We start from the raw sequence: 20,488 nt of genomic DNA on the forward strand, positions 1-20,488 counted from the left end.
TGATATGGCTGCTTTAAAGTCCTTAAGTGAAATATTCTCAAACACACTTTACCGTATTCCAGATTACCAACGAGGTTATGCATGGACGCCCAACCAGTTAAAGGACTTTTGGGACGATCTACACAACTTACATGAATCAAAACAGCATTACACCGGAGTATTAACGGTAAAGCTCGTACCGTCAGAAATTAGTCTCTCGGATAAATGGAATGAGGAACATTGGCTTTTGAAAGAGAGGGGCTACAAAGCATATTATGTAGTTGATGGTCAACAGCGACTGACGACGTCAATTATCTTCATTCAATCATTGGTAGAGGTAGTTGGCTCCTTGCCGCAAAACCGAGACTTGCATGAGTCGGATATTTATATTGGTTCCTATTCGATAAAGGACATTAGAGAAACTTACTTGTTGATAAGTAAGCCTCCACATAATATTATCCGGACCTATAAATTTGGATATGAAAGTGACAACCCGAGTTTTCGCTTTCTGAGATATAGAATTTTCAACGAGGACAATAGCGGAACAGTAGATGAGACGTTTTATACGCTGAACCTTGAGAATGCGAAAAAGTTTTTCAAAGAAAAGCTTCGGGGCGTTTTGACACATAGTGGCGAGGATGATGTCGTAGAGCTCTTCAGGAAAATGACTGTCAACTTCAGATTCAACGTCTATGAAATAGAAGAGGACTTTGATGTATTTGTTGCATTTGAAACAATGAATAACCGTGGGAAAAAACTATCCAACCTCGAACTGCTCAAAAATCGCCTGATTTATTTGACAACTTTATACGAACCACATGATCTGAAAGAAGACGACCGTATTTCGTTGCGAACTAAAATAGATGATGCTTGGAAGGAGGTATATTATCAATTAGGTAGGAACAAAAATTATCCATTGAACGACGATGATTTCCTCGTTGCCCATTGGATCATGTACTTCCAATACTCCAGACAGAAAGGTGACGATTATATCAATTTCTTATTGAATGACCAATTCACCCCTAAAAACATTTTTGATAAGATTGATATTCCGGTCTATGACTTGGAAGGATTTGAAGTGTTGTCGGAAACCGAAGATGACGGAGACGAAGATACTGTTGAAGATGAAGACACAGCTACAGTGCGAGGAGCGAAACTTAGGCCGAAAGAGATTGAAGACTACGTTAACAGTCTTAAATCGGCAGCAGTGCATTGGTACAACTCTTTCAATCCAGTGGGCAATAGTCAGCTTAAAGCAGATGAGCAACTGTGGATTGACAGGCTGAATCGTATAGGTATTTCTTACTTCCGCCCTCTCGTCACTTCTTCATTTTTGAATGATACAATTGAGGTAAAAGATCGGATAAAACTATTCAAAGCGATTGAACGATTAATTTTCATCGCTTTCCGCCTAAAAGGTGCTTTTTCGAATTATCGTAATAGCGAATTTTATCGCGCTGCTCGTCTGTTACGTAAAGGCGAATGGACTGTTGACGCAGTCATCAATTTGTTAGATATACGACTTGGATTCAGCTTCTATTCAAATGAGGGTGAAACAGCAAAATGGTTTGACTATGGATTTTTCAAAAAATATGTAGATAAACACTTTCAAAATGGAGGCGGATTCTATTGGTGGAATGGCCTCAGATATTTCCTTTATGAATATGAAATGGACTTAGTTCGGCATCGTGGCAGCCAAAAGATTGATTGGTCCTTATTCGTAAAGAATGAAGGTGATAAAGTATCCATCGAACATATCTTACCCCAAACGCCCACCAAATCGTGTTGGAAGGCAATTTTAAAAGGGCATACAAAAAATGAAATCAGCCGACTGCAAGGCACGCTAGGAAACCTACTACCATTGTCTCGAAGCATCAACTCGAGCCTTCAAAATGACTGCTTCGACGAAAAGAAAGTGGCGAAGTTAGATGAGAAAGGGAATCAAGTGCGGATGGGCTATCACAATGGGTCTCACAGTGAGATCGAAGTTTCGATGAAACCAATATGGTCCGCTAATGAGATAATGGAAAGAGGGATTGATATGCTCGATTTTATGGAACGCCGTTGGGACCTTCGATTTGAATCAGTTAATGATAAACTTGAACTATTAAACATCAGTTTCCTAGTCAAAGAGACTACAGAATAACAAAAAAGGCTCCTTGTAATTCTGTAGTTAATGTAAATATTCTATCAGTTCATTGGGACCTTATAAAACGTTAGATTTTGAGCATTAATCGGGCCATAGGCGGACGTATGACCCCGATATAAAATAACTTAAGACATCAAACACTGAAGATGAACGTTGGACATTACTTGCATTTTACTACGGAGTTCATAGAGAAAATAAAAAACGATCCTAAGAAAGGTCTGGTATTTAACAAGCTAGAAGAAATCCGAGCAATAGATAAACCAGAGGGGTTAAACTCTATTGACTCGTATTCAAAAGGTATACTGGTTTTAAAATTTGTAAAGGGAAATACCTGTCGAACGATTATCGAACCTCAATGGGTCGACATCAACGGATCAAAGGTCAGCGTTTACTTCGTGCGAGACTTCGTATCGAAAAAAAGCTTTGACTATTTCTGGGGCACCATCATTCATCCTCAACTCACCAGCGGCGAATGGTTATCCAAGAACCCGTTGCCATCGTTTGAAGTTGAGACCTTTAAAGCGAAATTTCAATCTCGACTCGAAGAGACACATAACCTTCCAAGTTTACCGCCTGACATAACTAGTTGGATACAGGACTTTAAGATCAAGATTGACTTTGACGTTTATGAAAGAGAAGCTTGGGTCAATTATACTAGTGATCGAACATCGGAAAACGGTCTGCAAGAGAAGTATATCCTCTTTTTCAGAGATACTATAAAAGCTGTCTTAAATAACGAAAGTGAACTATCAAAGGTCAAGATCGAATGTATTGACGACGACAATAAAGTATTTACAGCGATTCATGAACCATTTGAAATAGGTATTATATACAGCGACTTCTCCGATGTTGCCGGCAAACGCGTCGTTGTAATACATGATGGGGCAATAATAAAAGATCAGCCCCAGCGTTGGCAAAACGCCATAGAAAATATTGCGAAGAGGAAACATCCCATTCGGCCCGACCTACTTGAGATAAGCAAAGATGCATTTCGAGCATATCCGAAATGGATCATTACAAATGATAACGAAGATCTGTGGATAGCAATACAGCGCTACGAAGGCTCGCACAACCTCTCCTTGTTACCTGAACAGGTTGAATTTCTTAATAATTTCAAGTTTCCTGCATATATCAACGGACAAGCTGGAAGTGGAAAGTCGACCATGCTGTATTATCTTTTCGCTAATGTGTTCTTCTATAAGGTACTCGGCCAATTTACCGGTAACATTATTTTCTTAACTGAAAATGAGAATCTATTAGATAAGACAGCTCAGGCAATTATAGGTCTGCTAAGTAGCAACCCAGAATATAGCGTTGGTTTTACATTGGAGGAAAGGGATAACGCAAGAGCGTATTTTACATCGTTTAAAAATTATCTATTAGATATTTTACCCGAGGAAGAGCGTGAAAACTTCACCGAAAACAAATATTTAGATTTCGCGAGATTCAAAGATATATTCAACGAATCTCCATCAATATCAAAACGGTACTCAGCTGAAGAAGTATGGTTTGTTTTCTCCACATATGTTTATGGCTATTATGAGATAGAGATTGTTGACACTATAGATAAATATACCGATGACAAAAATGGCATCCCGTCTAAATTTAGAATCGTTGACAATGATAGCTTCTCAGATATTTTAAAGCTATACCATAGCTTTTTCCGCAAGCTACATGAAGATGGCTTTTGGGACAAGACGAGAATTGTAAGAAAAATTCGAACGTATTACCCGTCAAAACTTCCAAAGCAATATGTAGTCGTCTTCTGCGACGAAGCGCAGGACTTTACTCGAATCGAATTAAGATTGATTTTACAGTCGTCATTATTCACCTCATATGATTTGAGTGAAACTGATCAAATTCCTGTAGTATTTGCTGGAGATGCATTGCAGACAGTAAGCCCTACAGGATTCTCAGATACGCGTCTACATCAGATGTATTTTGACGCATTTAGTGAAGCGAAGTTCAAATATGATAAGACCAGGTCAACCTACAACCCGGAGTTCAATTACAGATCCTCACAGCCTATAGTTAGGCTTGCTAACGTAATACAGAATTTTAGAATGAAAGCACTTGGCGAAGAAAATGCCATAGCGCAAAAATCGAAAAGGGTGAATCTTAGCGCGACCATACCAATTCTTCACTCGAAGGAATGGGTTGAACAAGAACCAAACACTGAAATTTTTATAAAAAAATTCAAGTTTAAAACTTTCATAGTTCCTGTCGACTTGAATGAAGAAAATGAGTATCGACAGAGTCAAAGACTGCTTTCGAATGGAGAAATAACTGATGTGAAAAGCAGTATCGACGCCAAAGGGGCTGAATATTCTCAGGTTGTTGTATTCGGATTTGGCGAATATTTTCTTAAGGAATTTCAGACTTTGACTTGGACCGCCGAATATGTTGACTTTAAAAAGCGCTTTTTCTTCAATAAACTTTACGTAGCAATAACGAGAGCACAAAACGAACTTGTCATTATTGATTCACGCGAATCAATCGATAAGTTTTGGAAGCCCCTACTATCACCTCCAAATAACTTTGAGGCTTGGGAAATCTACGAGGAAATAAATGAGATCCTCCCGATTGAACCTCACACAGGACTTGAATCCATTTTAGAGAGTACGCCAGATGATGCGTTACTCAACGCAAAACAGGACATGGAGCAAGGAATCAGCGACTCGAATATCGGCAGACTTGTAGTTGCCTCGAACGTTTTCCTTATGTTAGGTAAAGTAAACGAGGCTAATAATTGTCTCGGGTATAAAGAAAAAATTCGGAAACAATGGATTAGAGCCGGTTCTCACTTTGAAAAGGCACAAAACTATGAAGAAGCTTCTGACTGTTATTTCCGCGGTAAATCTTGGGAAAATTTCAAAAGAACAACAAGAGTTCGGCAAGGGAACAAACAAGAGGTGAGGGCCATTATTACCAAGTTAATGGAAGATATTCCTTGGACAAAAGATGATGTTTCGAAAATTTATGAACTCAGAAATATCATAAGTGATACAATTTCAACTATAGACTGGTACAACGAGTTTAGCAACAAGTTGACGGTATGGATTTCTGGAGTAAAAAACATAGAAGAAAAAAGAAGTGTTGCATTTGTTCTGGAAAGCTTCGTGAATGAGAATGACATTCAATTGTGGAAGTTGGTAGGACAATTGTACTTTGAATCCAAACTCTACAATAACAGTATAGAAGCTTGGGAGAAGATTGTAAACGTCTCGGAAAAGCCAAATTACTTCCCTGACTATGTAAAAGCTCATTTGCTAAAAGCGGATGATGAAAATAACGAAATTGATAAAATACTTTGGTCAGGGCGCTTACTTAGCTTGAAGATTTCAGAGGGCGAATCAGTTAGTGCTAGCAAACAGATTTTGAGCGGGTTTGAACAGTCTCGTGACACGTTGTTCAGCCATCCGATAAAAACGGAGCTAATTCAGCACGTTTTCCACGCTGCAACAATTCTAAGCAACTATGATTTAATTAGCGAGATCGGGCCTCGTCTAGAAAATGAATTCAAAGATGCCCAAAGGTTGGCTGAGATCTTATCTACAATGATTTTTACCTGTCGAGACGAATTTGTTTGTGGATTTTTAAAAGAAAGGTGGGCAAAGGCAAAATACAGACAGATGATAAACGAGGCCATTGACAAAGGGCTTGCTTTAGAGCGCATTAATATTGAATTTGATAGTTTTCAATTTCCTTTTCCTCAATCGAATGGACACTGGACAATTGATGAATTAAATGAAATCCCGGATAGGATCGAGGTTTTAACCAGCTCACCGCCGCATCACTTTAAATCAATTACAATTAAAAACTTTAGACGTTTCGGGGAATTGAAGATTGCGAATATTGGCCAATTCAATATTATAGTAGGCAATAATAACAGTGGTAAAACGTCATTGCTGGAAGGGCTATTGTTTTCGCATGAACCTGATGTCTTTTTAGAAAATGCTTTATATACATTCAAACAACGAAACAATACATCAACATATGACCTTAAGGATACAAGAACTCTCCTGAATGCAATCATTAATCAAATATCAAAGAGTGAAACACTGGAATTTACTATTGCAGACGGAAGACGTTTTTGGTCATATGAGGTGAGAAATCCATCGAACCTCGAACTATCCGAAATAAAAGATATAAAAGATTCAGATCCTAGGCTTTTTATCGGTATCAAGGAAAAGAGAAGCAGAATCAAAATTAGCAGTAGAATAGATCACATTTCTTTTGACCTAAATCAAGCGTCATCGATAAGAAAGATTCCCTTTATCCCTTTTGGAAAAGGGTATTTAGATAAGCTGTCTGAAGTATACTTTGACGAGGTCGGCTCTAAACGTAGTGTAAGGGAGCATTTTGTTAGACATATGTCTACATTCATCCCAAGGATAGTAGATATATCCATCGAACCGAATAGCAAAACGATTCTTATAGGTGAAAGCGATGGAAACGTCGAAACCTCAATGCCCCTTTACGATTATGGAGAAGGAGCAAACAAGCTATTTAGAATACTTGTTCAACTATACGCAGCAAGAGACAACAAATTGATGATAGATGAAATAGACGCAGGCATTCACTATTCCAAGTTCGAAGAATACTCGCGGATCATCCTTGATGTCGCATTAGAGTTGAATGTCCAAATTTTTGCTACTACCCACAGTGAAGAATGGTTAAAAGAATTTTCAGAAAGTGTTAGGAAACATAACAACTTAAAAATTAAGGATCGAACAAGGATTATAACCTTAGAACGGCATGTCAAGAACAAAAACATAGTCCCTGTTGTACGTGAATTCTCCGGCTTCGAGTATGCTATGGATAACAATTTCGAACTTAGAGGTCATAAGCTATGAAGCAGTTAAGGATTTATGTTGAAGGAAAGGGCGATTTAATTTTTATTGGTCATCTCATTGCGGAGCAATTCAACATTAATATAACTACTGACCTAAATAAGCTTAAAGGTGTGTATTCGAATGAAGTATACGAAATAGAAATTCATACGTTCTCTCCTAACACAGGACAGGGCGGAATTAGCAATAAAAGTTTAAGAAGTCTTGTCGATACTATAATAAAACCAAATAACGAATTAGGTTTGGAAAATGTATTGATTTTAGATACCGATACACCAAACCATAAAAATCCTGCCGGTGGGTATGTAGAAAGGAAGTCCTATTTAGACCAACTTCTGAATGGTCTGGATGTGAAGTACTTTTTAATTCCAAATAATTCTGACGACGGAAATTTAGAAAGCTTATTGACTGAATGTATTAGTGATGGAGGAAAGCAGTTTTATTCATGCCTGTCCTCATATGTGTCATGTTTAGAGCAAATTGCAGAAAATAAACCGAAAGGCATCCGCGAGATTGAGTGCTTCGATAAAACAAAACTAGATTGGTATACATATATGATGCTAGGCAAAGTAAACAATAAAGAAGGCAGGGATTATCTTAAACAAGATTTGTGGGATTTAGATAGACCGTGCTTAGACAAATTGAAAGAATTTTTAAATGAAACCCTTTCTCCATGACAATTCACATTCTGGAGCCGCGGCTATATTTTTAGGTTGAAGCCTGCTCATGAAACCACAGAAAGACTTACGACAAACGCGAGGATGGATACAAAACCGTTCGAATGATTAAACCGCGTATCATATGATTTCTCCTGTACACCAAAGCGCAATCTCTAGCTTTCAAACAAGCATGTCATTGTGCGACTTCTTCCAGTTGCTCGCTAAGTAAATATTAAAGCAGAGTACGGTGATATTGCAAACTGAAAGTTAAGAGAAACTCCCGTATTCGGCTATGCAAATTGACGCTATTGCATCACTCTAGAAGGCGCACACTCCGCAATATAAATCTGGTTAAATACCATTGCAGCTTCACTGAGATCGTCTCCCTATCTATTGATGGACCGCGCAGTATAGAACAGATCAAAGGAGTATCCGATAGTGGCGATGCAGAAGGATCCTTGAGCGAACAGAAGTGTTCACCCGATTAGAGCAAACTAGTGCTACACCGACAGAAATTCTGGTTTGCCTAATTACAGAACAAGGATCTGACCATGCTGGTGTCCCAGTGGCATCAAAAGAAACGATGGACAATCAGACCTGCAGCTTGTGTCGATGTAAGCACAGGTAATCAAGATTTCCCTTGGAAAACGCTTTTACCCGCTCACTCCCTGTAATCCCGAGCTCGTCATAGTTTGTTCGGAGTAACGATTCTGAAAGAATGATTTTCCCCGAGTCTTCAAAACTGATTAGGTGTCGGTCGAATAACGCGTCATAATTCGGCGATAGCAAGATGCCGTTGTTTACGTCGAGGCGTTGGTCATTGGAAGCTTTGTTCCAAGGAACAATATGCGATGCTATCAAAATGTCCTTTTTATTATAGCCCGTCACGGCACATCGAAACTCCCAGCGGTATAATATGCTTTTCCGGTACGCACCTTGTCCCACCCGTGATGTCACCAGACCCTTGCGCTCGGTTTCATTGGGCTTATTCCAGTCTAAAGCCGCATCGTACTCGGCTGCATAGCTGCCTGCGGAAAGGTCTTTAGGGTACTCAAGCTGTTTCCCCACCCGCTGAAAAAAGAATTTGATCGCGGTTCTGTCCTCTCCATCTCGGTCTGGAGCAATAAAAAAGTCAAACTCGCGCAACTCAACCTCGGTTTCAAAGATAACGTGGCTGCGGAGGGGTGCTTCGGTAAACAGGAAAATGCGTTTTCCGCTTTTCATATGGTCACGCAGCGCCAGGTTCCCTTTTATAAACTGCATGTCGGACTGCTGCCCCTCGCCGGTATAGGAGAACACATCCCGGTTTTCCCATTGGTCTTTATAGCCGTGCTGATGCCCGGACTTTCCCGAAAAAATAAAGATATAAGGATAGCGAGCTGAAGCAGCTATGCCACCCTGCCGGTTGCCGCCGTACTGATCGTGAATCAATGAGCGTTTGTAGATTTTATGAATTTCGAATGGTCGGTCCACAATATGCCAATGGTTCGGCACCTGGAAATTAGTCAGGAAAGTTGAGAAGTGCCTTTAGATTTGAGAAGCGGATGCTGCTTTTTGTATTGATCACTTATCGCATTCAACCAGTATATAGCTAGTGCTTCTTCCTCCAGCTTGTTCTTTCATTAACACTCCTTTTCCAACCAAGTCCTGAATATCCCTCCCTGCTGTGTCCTGCGAGCACTTTGCCATCTTCGCCCATTTGGACGAAGTCATCTTGCCTTCAATACCGTTTAGCATTCTGTCCAGCATCAGGCGCTGGCGCTCATTCAGCGATATTCCAGCATACCGTTCCCAGAACCTGGCCTTCATCAGCACATTCGCCAGCAGGTCATTCGTGGCCAGCAGCGCCCGGTCGAGGCAGCCGAGAAACCATTCTAGCCAGGGCGTAATATCCAGCCCACCCTTCTGCGTGGCTTCCAGGATCGCGTAGTAATCATTCCGTTCCTTACGGATCTGCGCCGACATGGAATAAAACCGCTGCGGACTTTCATCTGCTCGGGCCAGCTGCAGGTCAGCGATTGCCCGGGCGATGCGGCCATTACCGTCTTCAAAAGGGTGAATGGTCACAAACCAGAAATGTGCGACGGCGGCTTTCAGTACCGGATCGATATCAGAAGCTCCGTTAAACCAGTCGAGAAAAAGTTTCATCTCCTGTGCCGCCTTGCTCGCTTCGGGTGCTTCGTAATGTACCTTCTCTTTTCCAATAGCACCGGATACCACCTGCATTGGGCCTTTCGCGCCCGTGCGCCATTCGCCTACCGTAATGCGGTGCATACCGCTCCTTCCCGTTGGGAAGAGTGCCGCCTGCCAGCCAAAGAGGCGTTCGTCGGTAAGTGGCGCTGACGAATTCTGCGTGGCATCCAGCATCATATCCACCACCCCTTCCACATTCCGGTCGGCCGATACAGTTCCAGCGACCTGTATTCCGAGCCGGCGAGCGATCGAAGAACGCACTTGGTCGCGGTCCAGCAATTCACCCTCGATCTCGCTGCTTTTAATCACTTCCTGGGTGAGGGCCTGCAGCATCGCCTCTTTGCGGAGCGACAAGCCGAGCGCTTCCATATGGCCAATCAGCCGGCCCTGGCGGTAGCGCACACCCGCTAACTTTTCGGCTAATGCCTGCTTATTCCACGTCAGCTTGGGCCAATTTGAGTGTTGATGGATGTACATACTCCGCACCTTATGCGGTGAATATACCGATTTTCTCTGCAAGTCGGCTGTTATTTACCGCGCCAAATGCGGAGATTAGGCTTCCTATTCGTCGAGCCCAGTAAAACTTAAAGCACGTCGAAAATGCGTAGTTATCCAAATTGAGTTGAAAGCACCTTGAAAAGATCAGTATAAACAGGCCGTTATAGTAATCCCGATTAATCGCTTAAAATTGATTAAACCTCTGACGTCTGGTTCTCTTCAACCCATTCCCAAATTATTGCTTATATCAAGTTGCTTTAAAGTGTCGCGCTTCAGCTTGCCTCGATGAAATTTTAAGATATGTGTCCTCATCCTCGGCGTTTGATGCAGATCAAAGATGCCATCTATAAATATTTGCTCATCAGGAGTTCCAAGCTTATGTCTGTGGTTCAAAAAGAATTTCACTAAGGCTTCTACTCCCTCTCGATTATTGTCATACCGAGCCATTAGCTCAAGGTCAACCAATGTCCTGTCCCCAACTTTCTTTCCTTTATGCACGATATCAATCTTATCTACTGGGTCACCAAGTAAAACCATCAAAGAAACTTTGAAATCATATTCATCATCGAAAGCTTCGAAATATGGATGTATGTGAGTAGATATGGTAAATGGCTTCTCGCCTTTATCTGCAGAATTACAATCGTGACACGAGGGCACTAAATTGTAGAAACTTAACGCTAAAAATGGGTTAGCGACTTTAGAATAAAAGTGGTCTAAATCCAAATATGCCTTATGCTTTAAAGCTTTAGATGAACTCATAGTTAGCTGCACAATTTGTACTTCCTTATCATTACAGTAAGGGCAAGTTGTGCTTTTGAATCCGACATCCAAAAATAATTGTCTACAAAAGGCCGAGCTCCGAAAGGCCTTGTAGTTAAAAATGGACCCCAAAAGAAGTGTCCCGAATGGAGTACTTTCATATTTATTGCCTTTCATAGTATAGACATCAGAAGGCTTTAATATATTATAAGCATCTGCAATCACCTGGTCCAACTGCATCGGCTTTGACATAATCAAGCGCTTAAGTTCCTTATACCTATCCGCGAGCAAATACTTGAAAAATGCCCGGTGTCTTTGTGCTTCTAACTTATCATCATGGGCATACTTCTTTACATATTCTTTATCAGTGGTCTTGTCCCGATAAAAGCGACACTTCTGTATCAAAGAGTTATCCTTGTATATTCGACCATTCGCTTGCTTCTTGTTTAAATTTTCCCAAAGCTTTGTCGCTAAGCTCTCAAGATATGCGTCCGCATCAGCCCTGTTTAAATGTTCTTGAATCCTAATCATCTCAAAGCATCTTTTCCAATTTATACCTTATAACTTCATCTCCGATTAAATCAACCAGTTGTCCAACTGTCGCTCTCTCCCTTTTATTCACTGAATCCGATTCGAGAGCAAGCACAAGTGATGATATCTTCCGGTATGCAAAATCACTCATACGTTTTCTACCTAAGAAGAAAGGCTCGGCATATAGGTCATAAAGATTGCCGCCAAAGGTTTTCATTTTTAAATGAACTCCATCCAAGGACTGACTAGTTTGGCTTGTATCCAGTATTGTAACGCACTGGTTCGGCAGATCAGATAAAAGAAAGGGCGAGTGCGATGTCAGAACAAGTTGAATTTTTCCAGAATATATTTTTGGAAGTACTAACAATAATCTATCGAAAAATTCGGTCTGCCACCGTGGATGGAGGTACAAGTCACCTTCATCAATACAAATTAAAAGGTTGGGCTGCCGAGTAAACCTAATTTCATTTCGGATCGATGAAAACAAATTCAAGTAGGCCTTTTCACCGGAACTTATCCCAACCCAGTTCACATCAACATCCTTTAATTCCCCGAACAACGCAACAAAATGTTTGATAAACTCCTTGCCATTCCGTTCATAGTGCACTCTAAAATAATCTACACTCTTAGCTCGCGCGCCCTCAGTATTATGCTCTTTTAGTATCTCCTGAACAAAGCCGGGCATATCACGTAAGAAGTCTATTTGTTTTTGAATTAAGTCGAACGCCTCACTAGATGTGAGTTCGCCAATTGAATCAGTAAGCTTTCTGATTAAATCGTTTGGCATTTTCCAAGTGATGTCTTGGATAAAATTTAGAAGTGCTTCAGTAGCCGACTCTGTCTCCCTAACAGTGATGTCAGAAACAAATTTTTTTAGACTTTCCGCAAACCCTTCCCCAAAGTTCCCCAAGCCTACAAACTTGGCCATAAAGTCCGTAAAGTATGCATACCGTAGTGTGTATACAAACTTGCCGGTATCATTAATCTTTCGTACTCTATCGCGAAGAAACCTGCGAATTTCGTCGAAGCTATCTCTTATGCTAAAATCTACATTGTAATAATCCCGCCCTGCGTACGGACGAGGCGTCCACACCTTACTTGCAAATAAAACCTCTACAGGGAGACTTATTTCTAAATCTTTAAACTCATCCGAATCGATAAATTTAATTTGCTTTTCAAAGTCTGAAATCTCTTTCTTTTTAGTTGATCTTGGTTTTCGGTTAATCGAAATGTCTGCTACTTCTTTATCAAACTCGCTCTTCCTATGATTATAAACGTTAGTAAAATATACGACCTTCAATGGGTTAATACTTTTCTCGTATTCCCTAAATATCATAGAGAAACTAGCCTTCGCTGGATCCAACCTATTCCTCAACGAATGATAGCAAATAAAGGCTCCACCATCCCTTACAATCAAAATGAAGTCTGTATTTAATGAAGTCTTCGCCCCTTTCAAAACTTTGCATATTAATTCGATAGCATTGCTTTTTCCCGAACCGTTTCGACCAATGAGTCCAGTAACCTCATCGATGGATGGACCAAAGAAAGATTGAGGCAATGGAGTTATATCAACCTTTGAGATCGTATTATCTAACGAATTGTATTGAAATTTTACAGAATTCGAGAGATTTAAATTGAAGTCCGTGAGATTACGAAACTGCTCTACCCAGATAAAACAGATCTCCATGTTTAGTTAGTTAGTGGTCGAATATTATGTAAATATTTGTGAACGGCAATAAATATTGATACATCGCTAGAGGGAGCGACATATTGACTAATTTGGAAAAGAAAACATATTCATTTACCAAGTCCATAAGCCGGTCAAACTGATCCGCTTTGGCCGGAGTAAACTGACCCTCCTTTTTGCTGGCGAACAGGTATGAGAACCAAAGTCAGATGTAAAAAGCGCTTTAAGCGTGGGCGCCACTACCTATCTTTCGCAATTACCTTGGTCCGGACACCGCTGGCAACTTCGCTTGACTTAGCATTATCCATCTTTGCTCATCAGCTGCTTGTGTGAGCCAGCCGATCATCTTTAGACTTTTCCTTTAGGAGTTTTACAATAAAGTCGTTAATACGCGCCGGTGCCAGGCTCACGTCATGAGCAAGATTTTGCGGCGACTCCTGCAGGAGCAGGGCGTAAATTTTATCCGCGATACCTGAATCAATGTGTGCCGTTTCCAGTTCTTCCAGGGCTTGGATAACAAGACCGCTGATCTCACCGCGCGTGGCGAGCTTCTTAGGCGTGGTCGGCTTAAAGCGAACCGACATCTTTCCAATGGTAAATTGGCGAGGCGTACCATTTGTCAGGTAAACTAGTTTAGTTGGCACCTGCGTGGTAAGGCCCAACCGGTGAAGGGCATAGGCGCCCGTAGGACGAATACGAACCTTTTCTTTTTGCGCGATCATCCGGGCTACTTCGTCAGCACCGGGTGTTATCTCTCCCAAAACTGGATCCTTTTTCGGCAAGTAATAAATACCAGGTGCCAACCGCTTTAGCCGCCCCTCGGTTACTAGTCTGGCCAGCGCTTTGTTGATGGCCGCCTGGGTTCCCTTCCCCCTATAATCCGTCGGAAAGACAAGTTCACCTTTCTTTTTTCGGGAAAGGGAATCGCGGATATAAGTATGGGTCGCTTCCATTGTCTCAAATTTGCAAATAATTGCGACATTATAACGACTAAAAATGTCTCAATTTTTAGAATAATTAAGACATTTTAAAAACACTATCCTGTCACCTCCTTTCCCGAAATTGTTCCAAACAGCTCCATTGCCGTTTTACACTGGGTTTCCTTCTGGCCTTCCACAACTGATTCTATTTCAGATATTTACAACTCCTTTCAAATGATAAATCCCCCGTAATTTCTCCAGCAAAAGGTTTGAGTAACACACTTCCGAGGGAGCATCAAACCGGCAACTCGCCGGTTTTTTCATGCCCGCTCCTCAAAAAAAAGAAGGCCCGCAGGCCTTCTTCGTCTTTCATATACACTTCTTTCCTTACTCTTTCAACAGCCTTACCACCGTCCGCCGCCGCCCCTGGATCATCTCGGCGAGGTACGTACCGCCGGCATAGCTGACGCCGGTGCGGATCACCTGGCCTGCCGACAGGGAAGTGTACTGCTGCACCACGCGGCCACGGAGGTCCGTGATGCGGAGCGTCACGGGTGTTCGGGCATCGTCGCTTTCCACCACCAGCGTAAACTCGCTTTGCGTGGGCACCGGGTATGCCCGCAGGCCGAAGCGCGCCGTTGCCCCGCAGGCATCGCCAACCGGGACTTTCCGCGCAAAGGTTTCTTCAACGGCTACTGCTATCGACTTAGCGGCAGTCGGCGTGGTAGCGCCCAGGCTGAAGCCGCTCTTCACCACCAGGTTACCGCCGCGTAGCCCTTTCTGGCCACTCTTGTTCAGGAGCCACTCACTCGAGTAGATCAGGTTGGCCAGCACGGCCGGGTTGGCGGTGCCTTCCACCAGCACGATCGAAATCGAATCCTGGCTGCCCGGATCACCGCGGTCGGTCATGTACACATAAAGGGTTTTGTTGCCGCCCCTGGCTACCGGCGCCAGTGGGTTGGTGACGTCGGTGAGGTTGGCCTTGGAGGAGAACTGCGCCGTCTGCAGCGCCGGGTTCGATGCATTTACGGCCAGCGACTGCAGCGAGTTGGCCTTGATCTGGTAGGTATGCAACACCCCATCATTCTCCGTGCGGCGGAACACGATGTTCATGTTGCCCTGCAGGCTTGTTCCCTTCTTGGTGTACTTCACATTAAAGCCAAAGTTGGTCTTCGTGCCTATATCCGATTTCATTGTTCCCACCGATTTATCCGGCACCACGTGGCCGCCGCCGGTGATGAAGTCACCCACCGGCTTGTACACCGTTACAACCGTATTGTCGGCGGTGCAGTCGCGGCGGTAATAGCCATAGTCCACCACGATGCCGATGCTGATCTCGCGGTCGGTTTCCGCACTGGAAAGAACCACCGTGTCGTTGAACGCAACCGTGCCGATGCGCGAGTCGCCGGCGATGAGCACCACCGGCAGCCAGCCCGACAGGGGCGTCCGGCTTTCACCGTTCACGAACATCACTTTTGCATTGCGGATATCCCCGGCTGCCTTGTCGTAGGCGGGGTCGGCGGGCACCGCGGTGATATCGAGCACCTGGGCACGCAGCTTCACAATGGCCGTTGTCGTCGTTCCCGTACTCATCAGCTGGTCGCCGGTATACTCGATGCGGGCATCTTCCTTGTCGATGGTGAAATACGGGTCGCTCAGCGTGTTATTTGCCGTGGTGAGCCCGTAGTTGCCGTTCGGGGTTTTGAACACTGCGGTGATCGTTTTGGTGCCCGGGGCCATCTGGCCGGCGACGGTTTCGAGCAGCGAAGTCGGCAGCGCGGCCACCAGGTCGGCACCGTCGATGCTGAATACCACTGTCCCCATGACCTGGGTACCCACCTTAAAGATGACGCTGTCGGCGGCCCCGGCCGTGTTGGCAAATTTCGGAGCCCCGCCGATGATACGCGCGCGGAAGGTCACCGTGTCGCTGTATTGCCGGCGCGCAGGGACGGGCACGCCGAAATAAGTGGTGATGCTTGCTGCATTGATGCGGAAGGTGGCTCCCCTATAGGTCAGCGTATAATTGCTGTTGAGCGCCACGCTTCCCTGCAGGATCGCATAATTGTCCACATTTTCACCAGCCACCCTTTCCAGGCTACCGCTGAAGGTATCGTTGAATGCAAGCGAGCCGTTGGTGATCTGGTAAGTCAGCACAGGGTCGGGAGCGCCGTAACTTTTGGCTTTTGCATCCGCCGTGATACAAACAGGACGTTTGTCGATGACAAAGTTGCTGCCTGCGAACACAATGGCGTAGTTGCCGGTATGATCAACGCTGCCTTCCTTGATGACAAGGCCGCCGATTCCGATTGGGTAGGTGCCGGCGCTCTCGCCCGCATCCCGCGACAGGCCGCCGGAGAAGGCATCCCAGGAAGCGAGGCTTTGACCGGCTCCGAGTGTATATGCGAACGCCGGGTCGGCATTACCATAGGTCTTGTGCTGCCCGGCAGTCACATTGATATTGAGCGCGCGCTTTCGGATCCTGAAGCTGTCTTGTTCAAAGGTCTCCGCATAGTTGCCGCCATAGGTATAGGTGCCTTTCGTGATCACGTAAGCGCCCACATCCTCGCCGGCCGCACGGATCAATGTGCCCGAGGCGCCATCGCCCGCCACAATGCTGCCCGATGTCACTTTCGCTTTGAGCACGCTGTCGGCATCGCCATAGATCTTGCCGGCCGCGTTGGCAGTGAGCGTAATGGCGCGCGGGCCAATTGAGAAACTGTCTTCAACAAAAGTCTCGAGGTAATTGCTACCGTAGGAATACGTGCCCTGCCGGATGACATAACGTCCCACGTTTTCGCCGGGTGCCCGGTTCAATGCCCCGGTGGGCGCATCGTTTCCGGCAATCGTGCCCGTTGTTACCCGGGCGGTCAACGGCGGGTCGGGATCACCATACGTTTTGCTCTTCGCATCCGCTGTTATTGTAATGGCGCGCCGTTCGATGGCAAAATCGCTTCCATTAAAACTGATCGCATAGTTGCCCGTATGGTCCACGCTGCCCTCTTTGATTGAAAGCCCTGCCTGCCGGATGGGATAATTGCCCACCTGCTCGCCCGCATCGCGGCTAAGGTTGCCGCTGAATGCATCCCATGAAGCAAGATGCTCTCCGGCGCCGAGGGTGTATGCGAAGGAAGCCGGATCGGCGTTGCCATAGGTTTTGTGCTGCCCATCGTTAACGTTGATGCTGATGGGGCGCTTACTGATGCGGAAGCTGTCCTCCACGAAGTTTTCCGAATAATTCCCTCCATACGAATAGCTGCCCCGGGTGATAACATAGGCTCCTACGCCTTCCCCGGTCGCGCGAACTAAGGTACCCGAGGGGGCATCGCCCGGCACGATACTGCCCGACGTCACCTTCGCCTTGAGCACGCTGTCGGCATCTCCATAAACTTTGCCGGCCGCGTTGGCGGTAATTGTGATGGCCCGCTGGCCGATACTGAAGCTGTCTTTCACAAATGTTTCCGCATAATTGCCACCGTAGGAATACGTACCCTGCCGGATCGCATAGCGGCCGACATTTTCGCCCGCGTCGCGCGTCAGTGTTCCGCTGGCCGCGTCGGTGCCAATCGTGTTCCCCGAAGTCACCTTCGCGGTGAACTGCGGGTCGCTATCACCATAGGTTTTGTTCTTTGGATCGGCCGTGATGGTGATCGGTCGCGGACTGATGGTAAGGCTGTCTTCAACGTAGGTCTCCACGTAGTTCGCACCGTAGGTATAGGTGCCCTGTTTGATGGCATAACGACCGGCGTTCTTGCCGCCGGTGCGGGCCAGGGCGCCGCTGGGCATATCGGGGCCGATGATGCTGCCTGCCGTTACCTGCGCCGTCAGCGGCGGGTCGTCCTCGCCATACACCTTGCTCTTCGCATCCGCGGTAATCGTGATGGCTCTTGCGGCCACAGTCAGCAGGGCCGTCTCGTCGGTGGTATCGGCGCCGCAGCTGTTGCTTACGATGCAGCGGTACCTGCGTCCGCTCGCGGCTACGCCGGGCGTATCGATGCTGAGTGTGCCTGTGGCGGCGCCGTGGTAGTCATTGTTATCAAGCACATTGTTCCACGACGAAATATACTCCTGCCACTGGTAGTTCGGCGCCGGTGTGCCGCCTGCGGCAACCGTAAACGAGGCATTGTTGCCGTAGGTGACCGACTGTGGCAGGGGCTCGCTGCTAACAACGGCAGCCGTATTCATACTGATGGCGAGCGAGCGGGCGTTGCTGGTGCCGCAGACGTTCGTCGCCTTGACAGTAATGGAGCCTGCCGTATTGCCGAAGTTGACCGTGATGGCGTTCTGGCCATCGCCCGTGGCTACAGAGGCGCCCGTGGGCACGGTCCATACGTAGCTGGTAGCACCGGCAACGGAACCTGTCGAATACGATACGCCCTTCGCGCCGCTGCACACTGTCGTCAGCCCGCTGATGGGGCCCGGGGTTGCGGGCATAGCCGGGAGCGTAGCGATGGAAACGATGTTGGAGTAGCCACTGAAGCCGCCGCCGTTACCAGCGCGCAACCTGTAGAAATACGTATTGCCGGCAGTAAGGCCGGTGATGACGAACGAGCTCACCGCACCAAGGGAAGAATCTTTATAATTCCCCACGATCGCGCCCGTGCTGAAGCCGTTGTTGCGCGCCACATCCAGGAAATAGCCGGTAGCGCCCGCAACCTGGTTCCAGCTTACCGAAACCTGCGTGCAGCCCGCATCGGTGCCGGCATTGGCCGTGGGTGCCGACGGGGCCTGCGGAAGGGTTCCGTAGGTAATGACATTGGAAACCGCCGCCGTACCGCAGCTGTTGGAGGCCCGCACACGGTAGTAATAGGTAGTGTTGGCGTTAAGCCCGGTAACGGTATACGTCGTTACGTTGCCCACATCGAAGCTGTTATAGGTTTTACCACCCGCTGTAATAAAGGTGGCGAAGCCGGCATCCTGCGATACGTCGAGCAGGTACTTCGTGGCATTCGCCGACGCGCTCCAGTTGGCCGTGATGGCGGAAGCGGTAGCCCCGCTGCCGCTATTGGCGGTTGCAGCTGCCGTAAGCGGGCTCACCACGACATTCAGCGAGCGCGTGGCAGGACCCGTGCACAGGGATGCCGTTACGCTGAAGGTAACGGTAGCCGTTCCGCTAAAACCGGCGGCCCACGTTACCGTGGCGCTTCCGTTCACAAATGAAATAGTATTACCCGTACCGCTGACGGTCCAGTTGAAGCCCGACACATCACCGTAGGTAACACTATAGGAGCTCGTCCCGGCACCCTGGCAACGGCTGGCAGGACCGCTGATCGCCGAAAGGTTGCAGGCAGGTTGTGGCGCGTCGGTGAAGATGGCCTCGGCATGCAGCCCGGAACTGTTGCCGTTGGCGCTGGCAATGAGCGTCGCCCACTCGGCATCACCATCGAGTGGGACAGTCCAATAAGTAACAAAGCTGCCCGAAGAGTCGGCGATCACCGTCCAGGGCTGGTGGTACTGCGGGTCGGATCCGACAGAATCCGCATCATTATGCAGCACTTGAAGAGTCACTGTTTCTCCGGGGAGAAATCCCGTGCCCGTGAGCGTTACAACGGCGCCGGGCGGGTAGTCGGGAAGGCAGCGTCACTGCGCATCCCACGGCAATGCCTTTTGTGAAGCGTTCTTCCCCCGGTGGCGGTCACCGGGTTTTTGGGACGGTTTTGCCTCAACCGGCGCGTCTCGAAGCAAAGCACGGTATCGTGCCACTGCCGGAAAAAAGGAAACTCCGGTGAAAACCGGAGTCGTCAATAAACCAACTAAACTGCTCTTGAGGAGCGTTTAAGTTCGGGCAAGGTACAGCGTTTTGCCAGACCCGGGCCGCCTTTTCTTGCCCGGAGGCGGGCGCAGGCACGTGCAAATCCGCCCCGGGAGCGGATTTGCACGTTTTCAAACAAATAAAACGCCGGAGCCTAACCTGGAAGCCTGCTCAGGGTTGCGCAGCGGGCACCGCCTTTTCCAGCTGCCCGACGCGCTGCCACGACGGGTCGGCATGGAGCACCACCGCGATGCGGAGGTCGTTGCGGGTGTCGTACACGGAAGCGGTGCCGCCCTGCAGCACACCGTTCATTTCTGCCGTCTACCAGCACCCGCGCCTTGGCGGGGTCGCTGTCGATGACCACACCCTAGTTCGGGCCGTGGATGATGAGGGCGCAGCCGGGGCCGGCAGCAAGCGCAAGAAAAAGTAAAGCAAGGGGAAAATGTTTTCGCATAGCAGTCGGTTCATGGTATAAATAACAAGATAAGCAATGCGTTCCACCCGCGCAGCG

10 protein-coding genes are annotated in these 20,488 nt (G+C 46.5%); 3 read left to right on the top strand and 7 right to left on the bottom strand.

What is annotated here, in order from left to right; all coding sequences use genetic code 11:
• Positions 1–4 precede the first annotated feature (4 nt).
• The 3 genes from EPD60_RS07090 to EPD60_RS07100 all read left to right on the top strand — a co-directional run bounded on the left by EPD60_RS07090 (position 5) and on the right by EPD60_RS07100 (position 7,658).
• Complete coding sequence (locus EPD60_RS07090) at positions 5–2,125, top strand: DUF262 domain-containing protein (RefSeq protein ID WP_131448289.1); 2,121 nt, start codon at positions 5–7, stop codon at positions 2,123–2,125.
• Between the two features lie 149 nt (positions 2,126–2,274).
• Entirely contained in the window at positions 2,275–6,984 is a 4,710-nt protein-coding gene (locus EPD60_RS07095; RefSeq protein WP_131448291.1) for an AAA family ATPase, read from the top strand.
• Positions 6,981–7,658, top strand: coding sequence for a DUF3226 domain-containing protein (locus EPD60_RS07100; protein ID WP_131448293.1), 678 nt, complete (start codon positions 6,981–6,983; stop codon positions 7,656–7,658). The genes EPD60_RS07095 and EPD60_RS07100 overlap by 4 nt, the downstream gene beginning before the upstream one ends.
• A gap of 573 nt (positions 7,659–8,231) precedes the next feature.
• On the opposite strand, the gene EPD60_RS07105 is transcribed toward EPD60_RS07100, so the two are convergent.
• The 7 genes from EPD60_RS07105 to EPD60_RS16890 form a co-directional block, all read right to left on the bottom strand.
• Positions 8,232–9,113, bottom strand: coding sequence for an HNH endonuclease (locus tag EPD60_RS07105; RefSeq protein WP_131448295.1), 882 nt, complete (start codon positions 9,111–9,113; stop codon positions 8,232–8,234).
• Positions 9,114–9,203: 90 nt separating this feature from the next.
• A complete protein-coding gene (locus EPD60_RS07110) occupies positions 9,204–10,310 on the bottom strand; it encodes a Fic family protein (protein WP_131448297.1) in 1,107 nt (368 codons plus the stop codon).
• A 240-nt stretch (positions 10,311–10,550) separates the two neighbouring features.
• Positions 10,551–11,621, bottom strand: a complete 1,071-nt coding sequence (locus EPD60_RS07115) for a hypothetical protein (protein WP_131448299.1) — start codon at positions 11,619–11,621, stop codon at positions 10,551–10,553.
• A 1-nt stretch (position 11,622) separates the two neighbouring features.
• Positions 11,623–13,308: an AAA family ATPase gene (locus EPD60_RS07120; protein WP_131448301.1), complete on the bottom strand. Its 1,686-nt coding sequence runs from the start codon at positions 13,306–13,308 to the stop codon at positions 11,623–11,625.
• A gap of 317 nt (positions 13,309–13,625) precedes the next feature.
• Complete coding sequence (locus EPD60_RS07125) at positions 13,626–14,261, bottom strand: DUF6088 family protein (RefSeq protein ID WP_131448303.1); 636 nt, start codon at positions 14,259–14,261, stop codon at positions 13,626–13,628.
• A 354-nt stretch (positions 14,262–14,615) separates the two neighbouring features.
• Complete coding sequence (locus tag EPD60_RS07130) at positions 14,616–19,721, bottom strand: MBG domain-containing protein (RefSeq protein ID WP_165871451.1); 5,106 nt, start codon at positions 19,719–19,721, stop codon at positions 14,616–14,618.
• Between the two features lie 427 nt (positions 19,722–20,148).
• Complete coding sequence (locus tag EPD60_RS16890; RefSeq protein WP_165871452.1) at positions 20,149–20,289, bottom strand: hypothetical protein; 141 nt, start codon at positions 20,287–20,289, stop codon at positions 20,149–20,151.
• Positions 20,290–20,488 lie beyond the last annotated feature (199 nt).

The sequence above is a fragment of the Flaviaestuariibacter flavus genome (assembly GCF_004337505.1).
GTDB lineage: Bacteria > Bacteroidota > Bacteroidia > Chitinophagales > Chitinophagaceae > Flavisolibacter > Flavisolibacter flavus.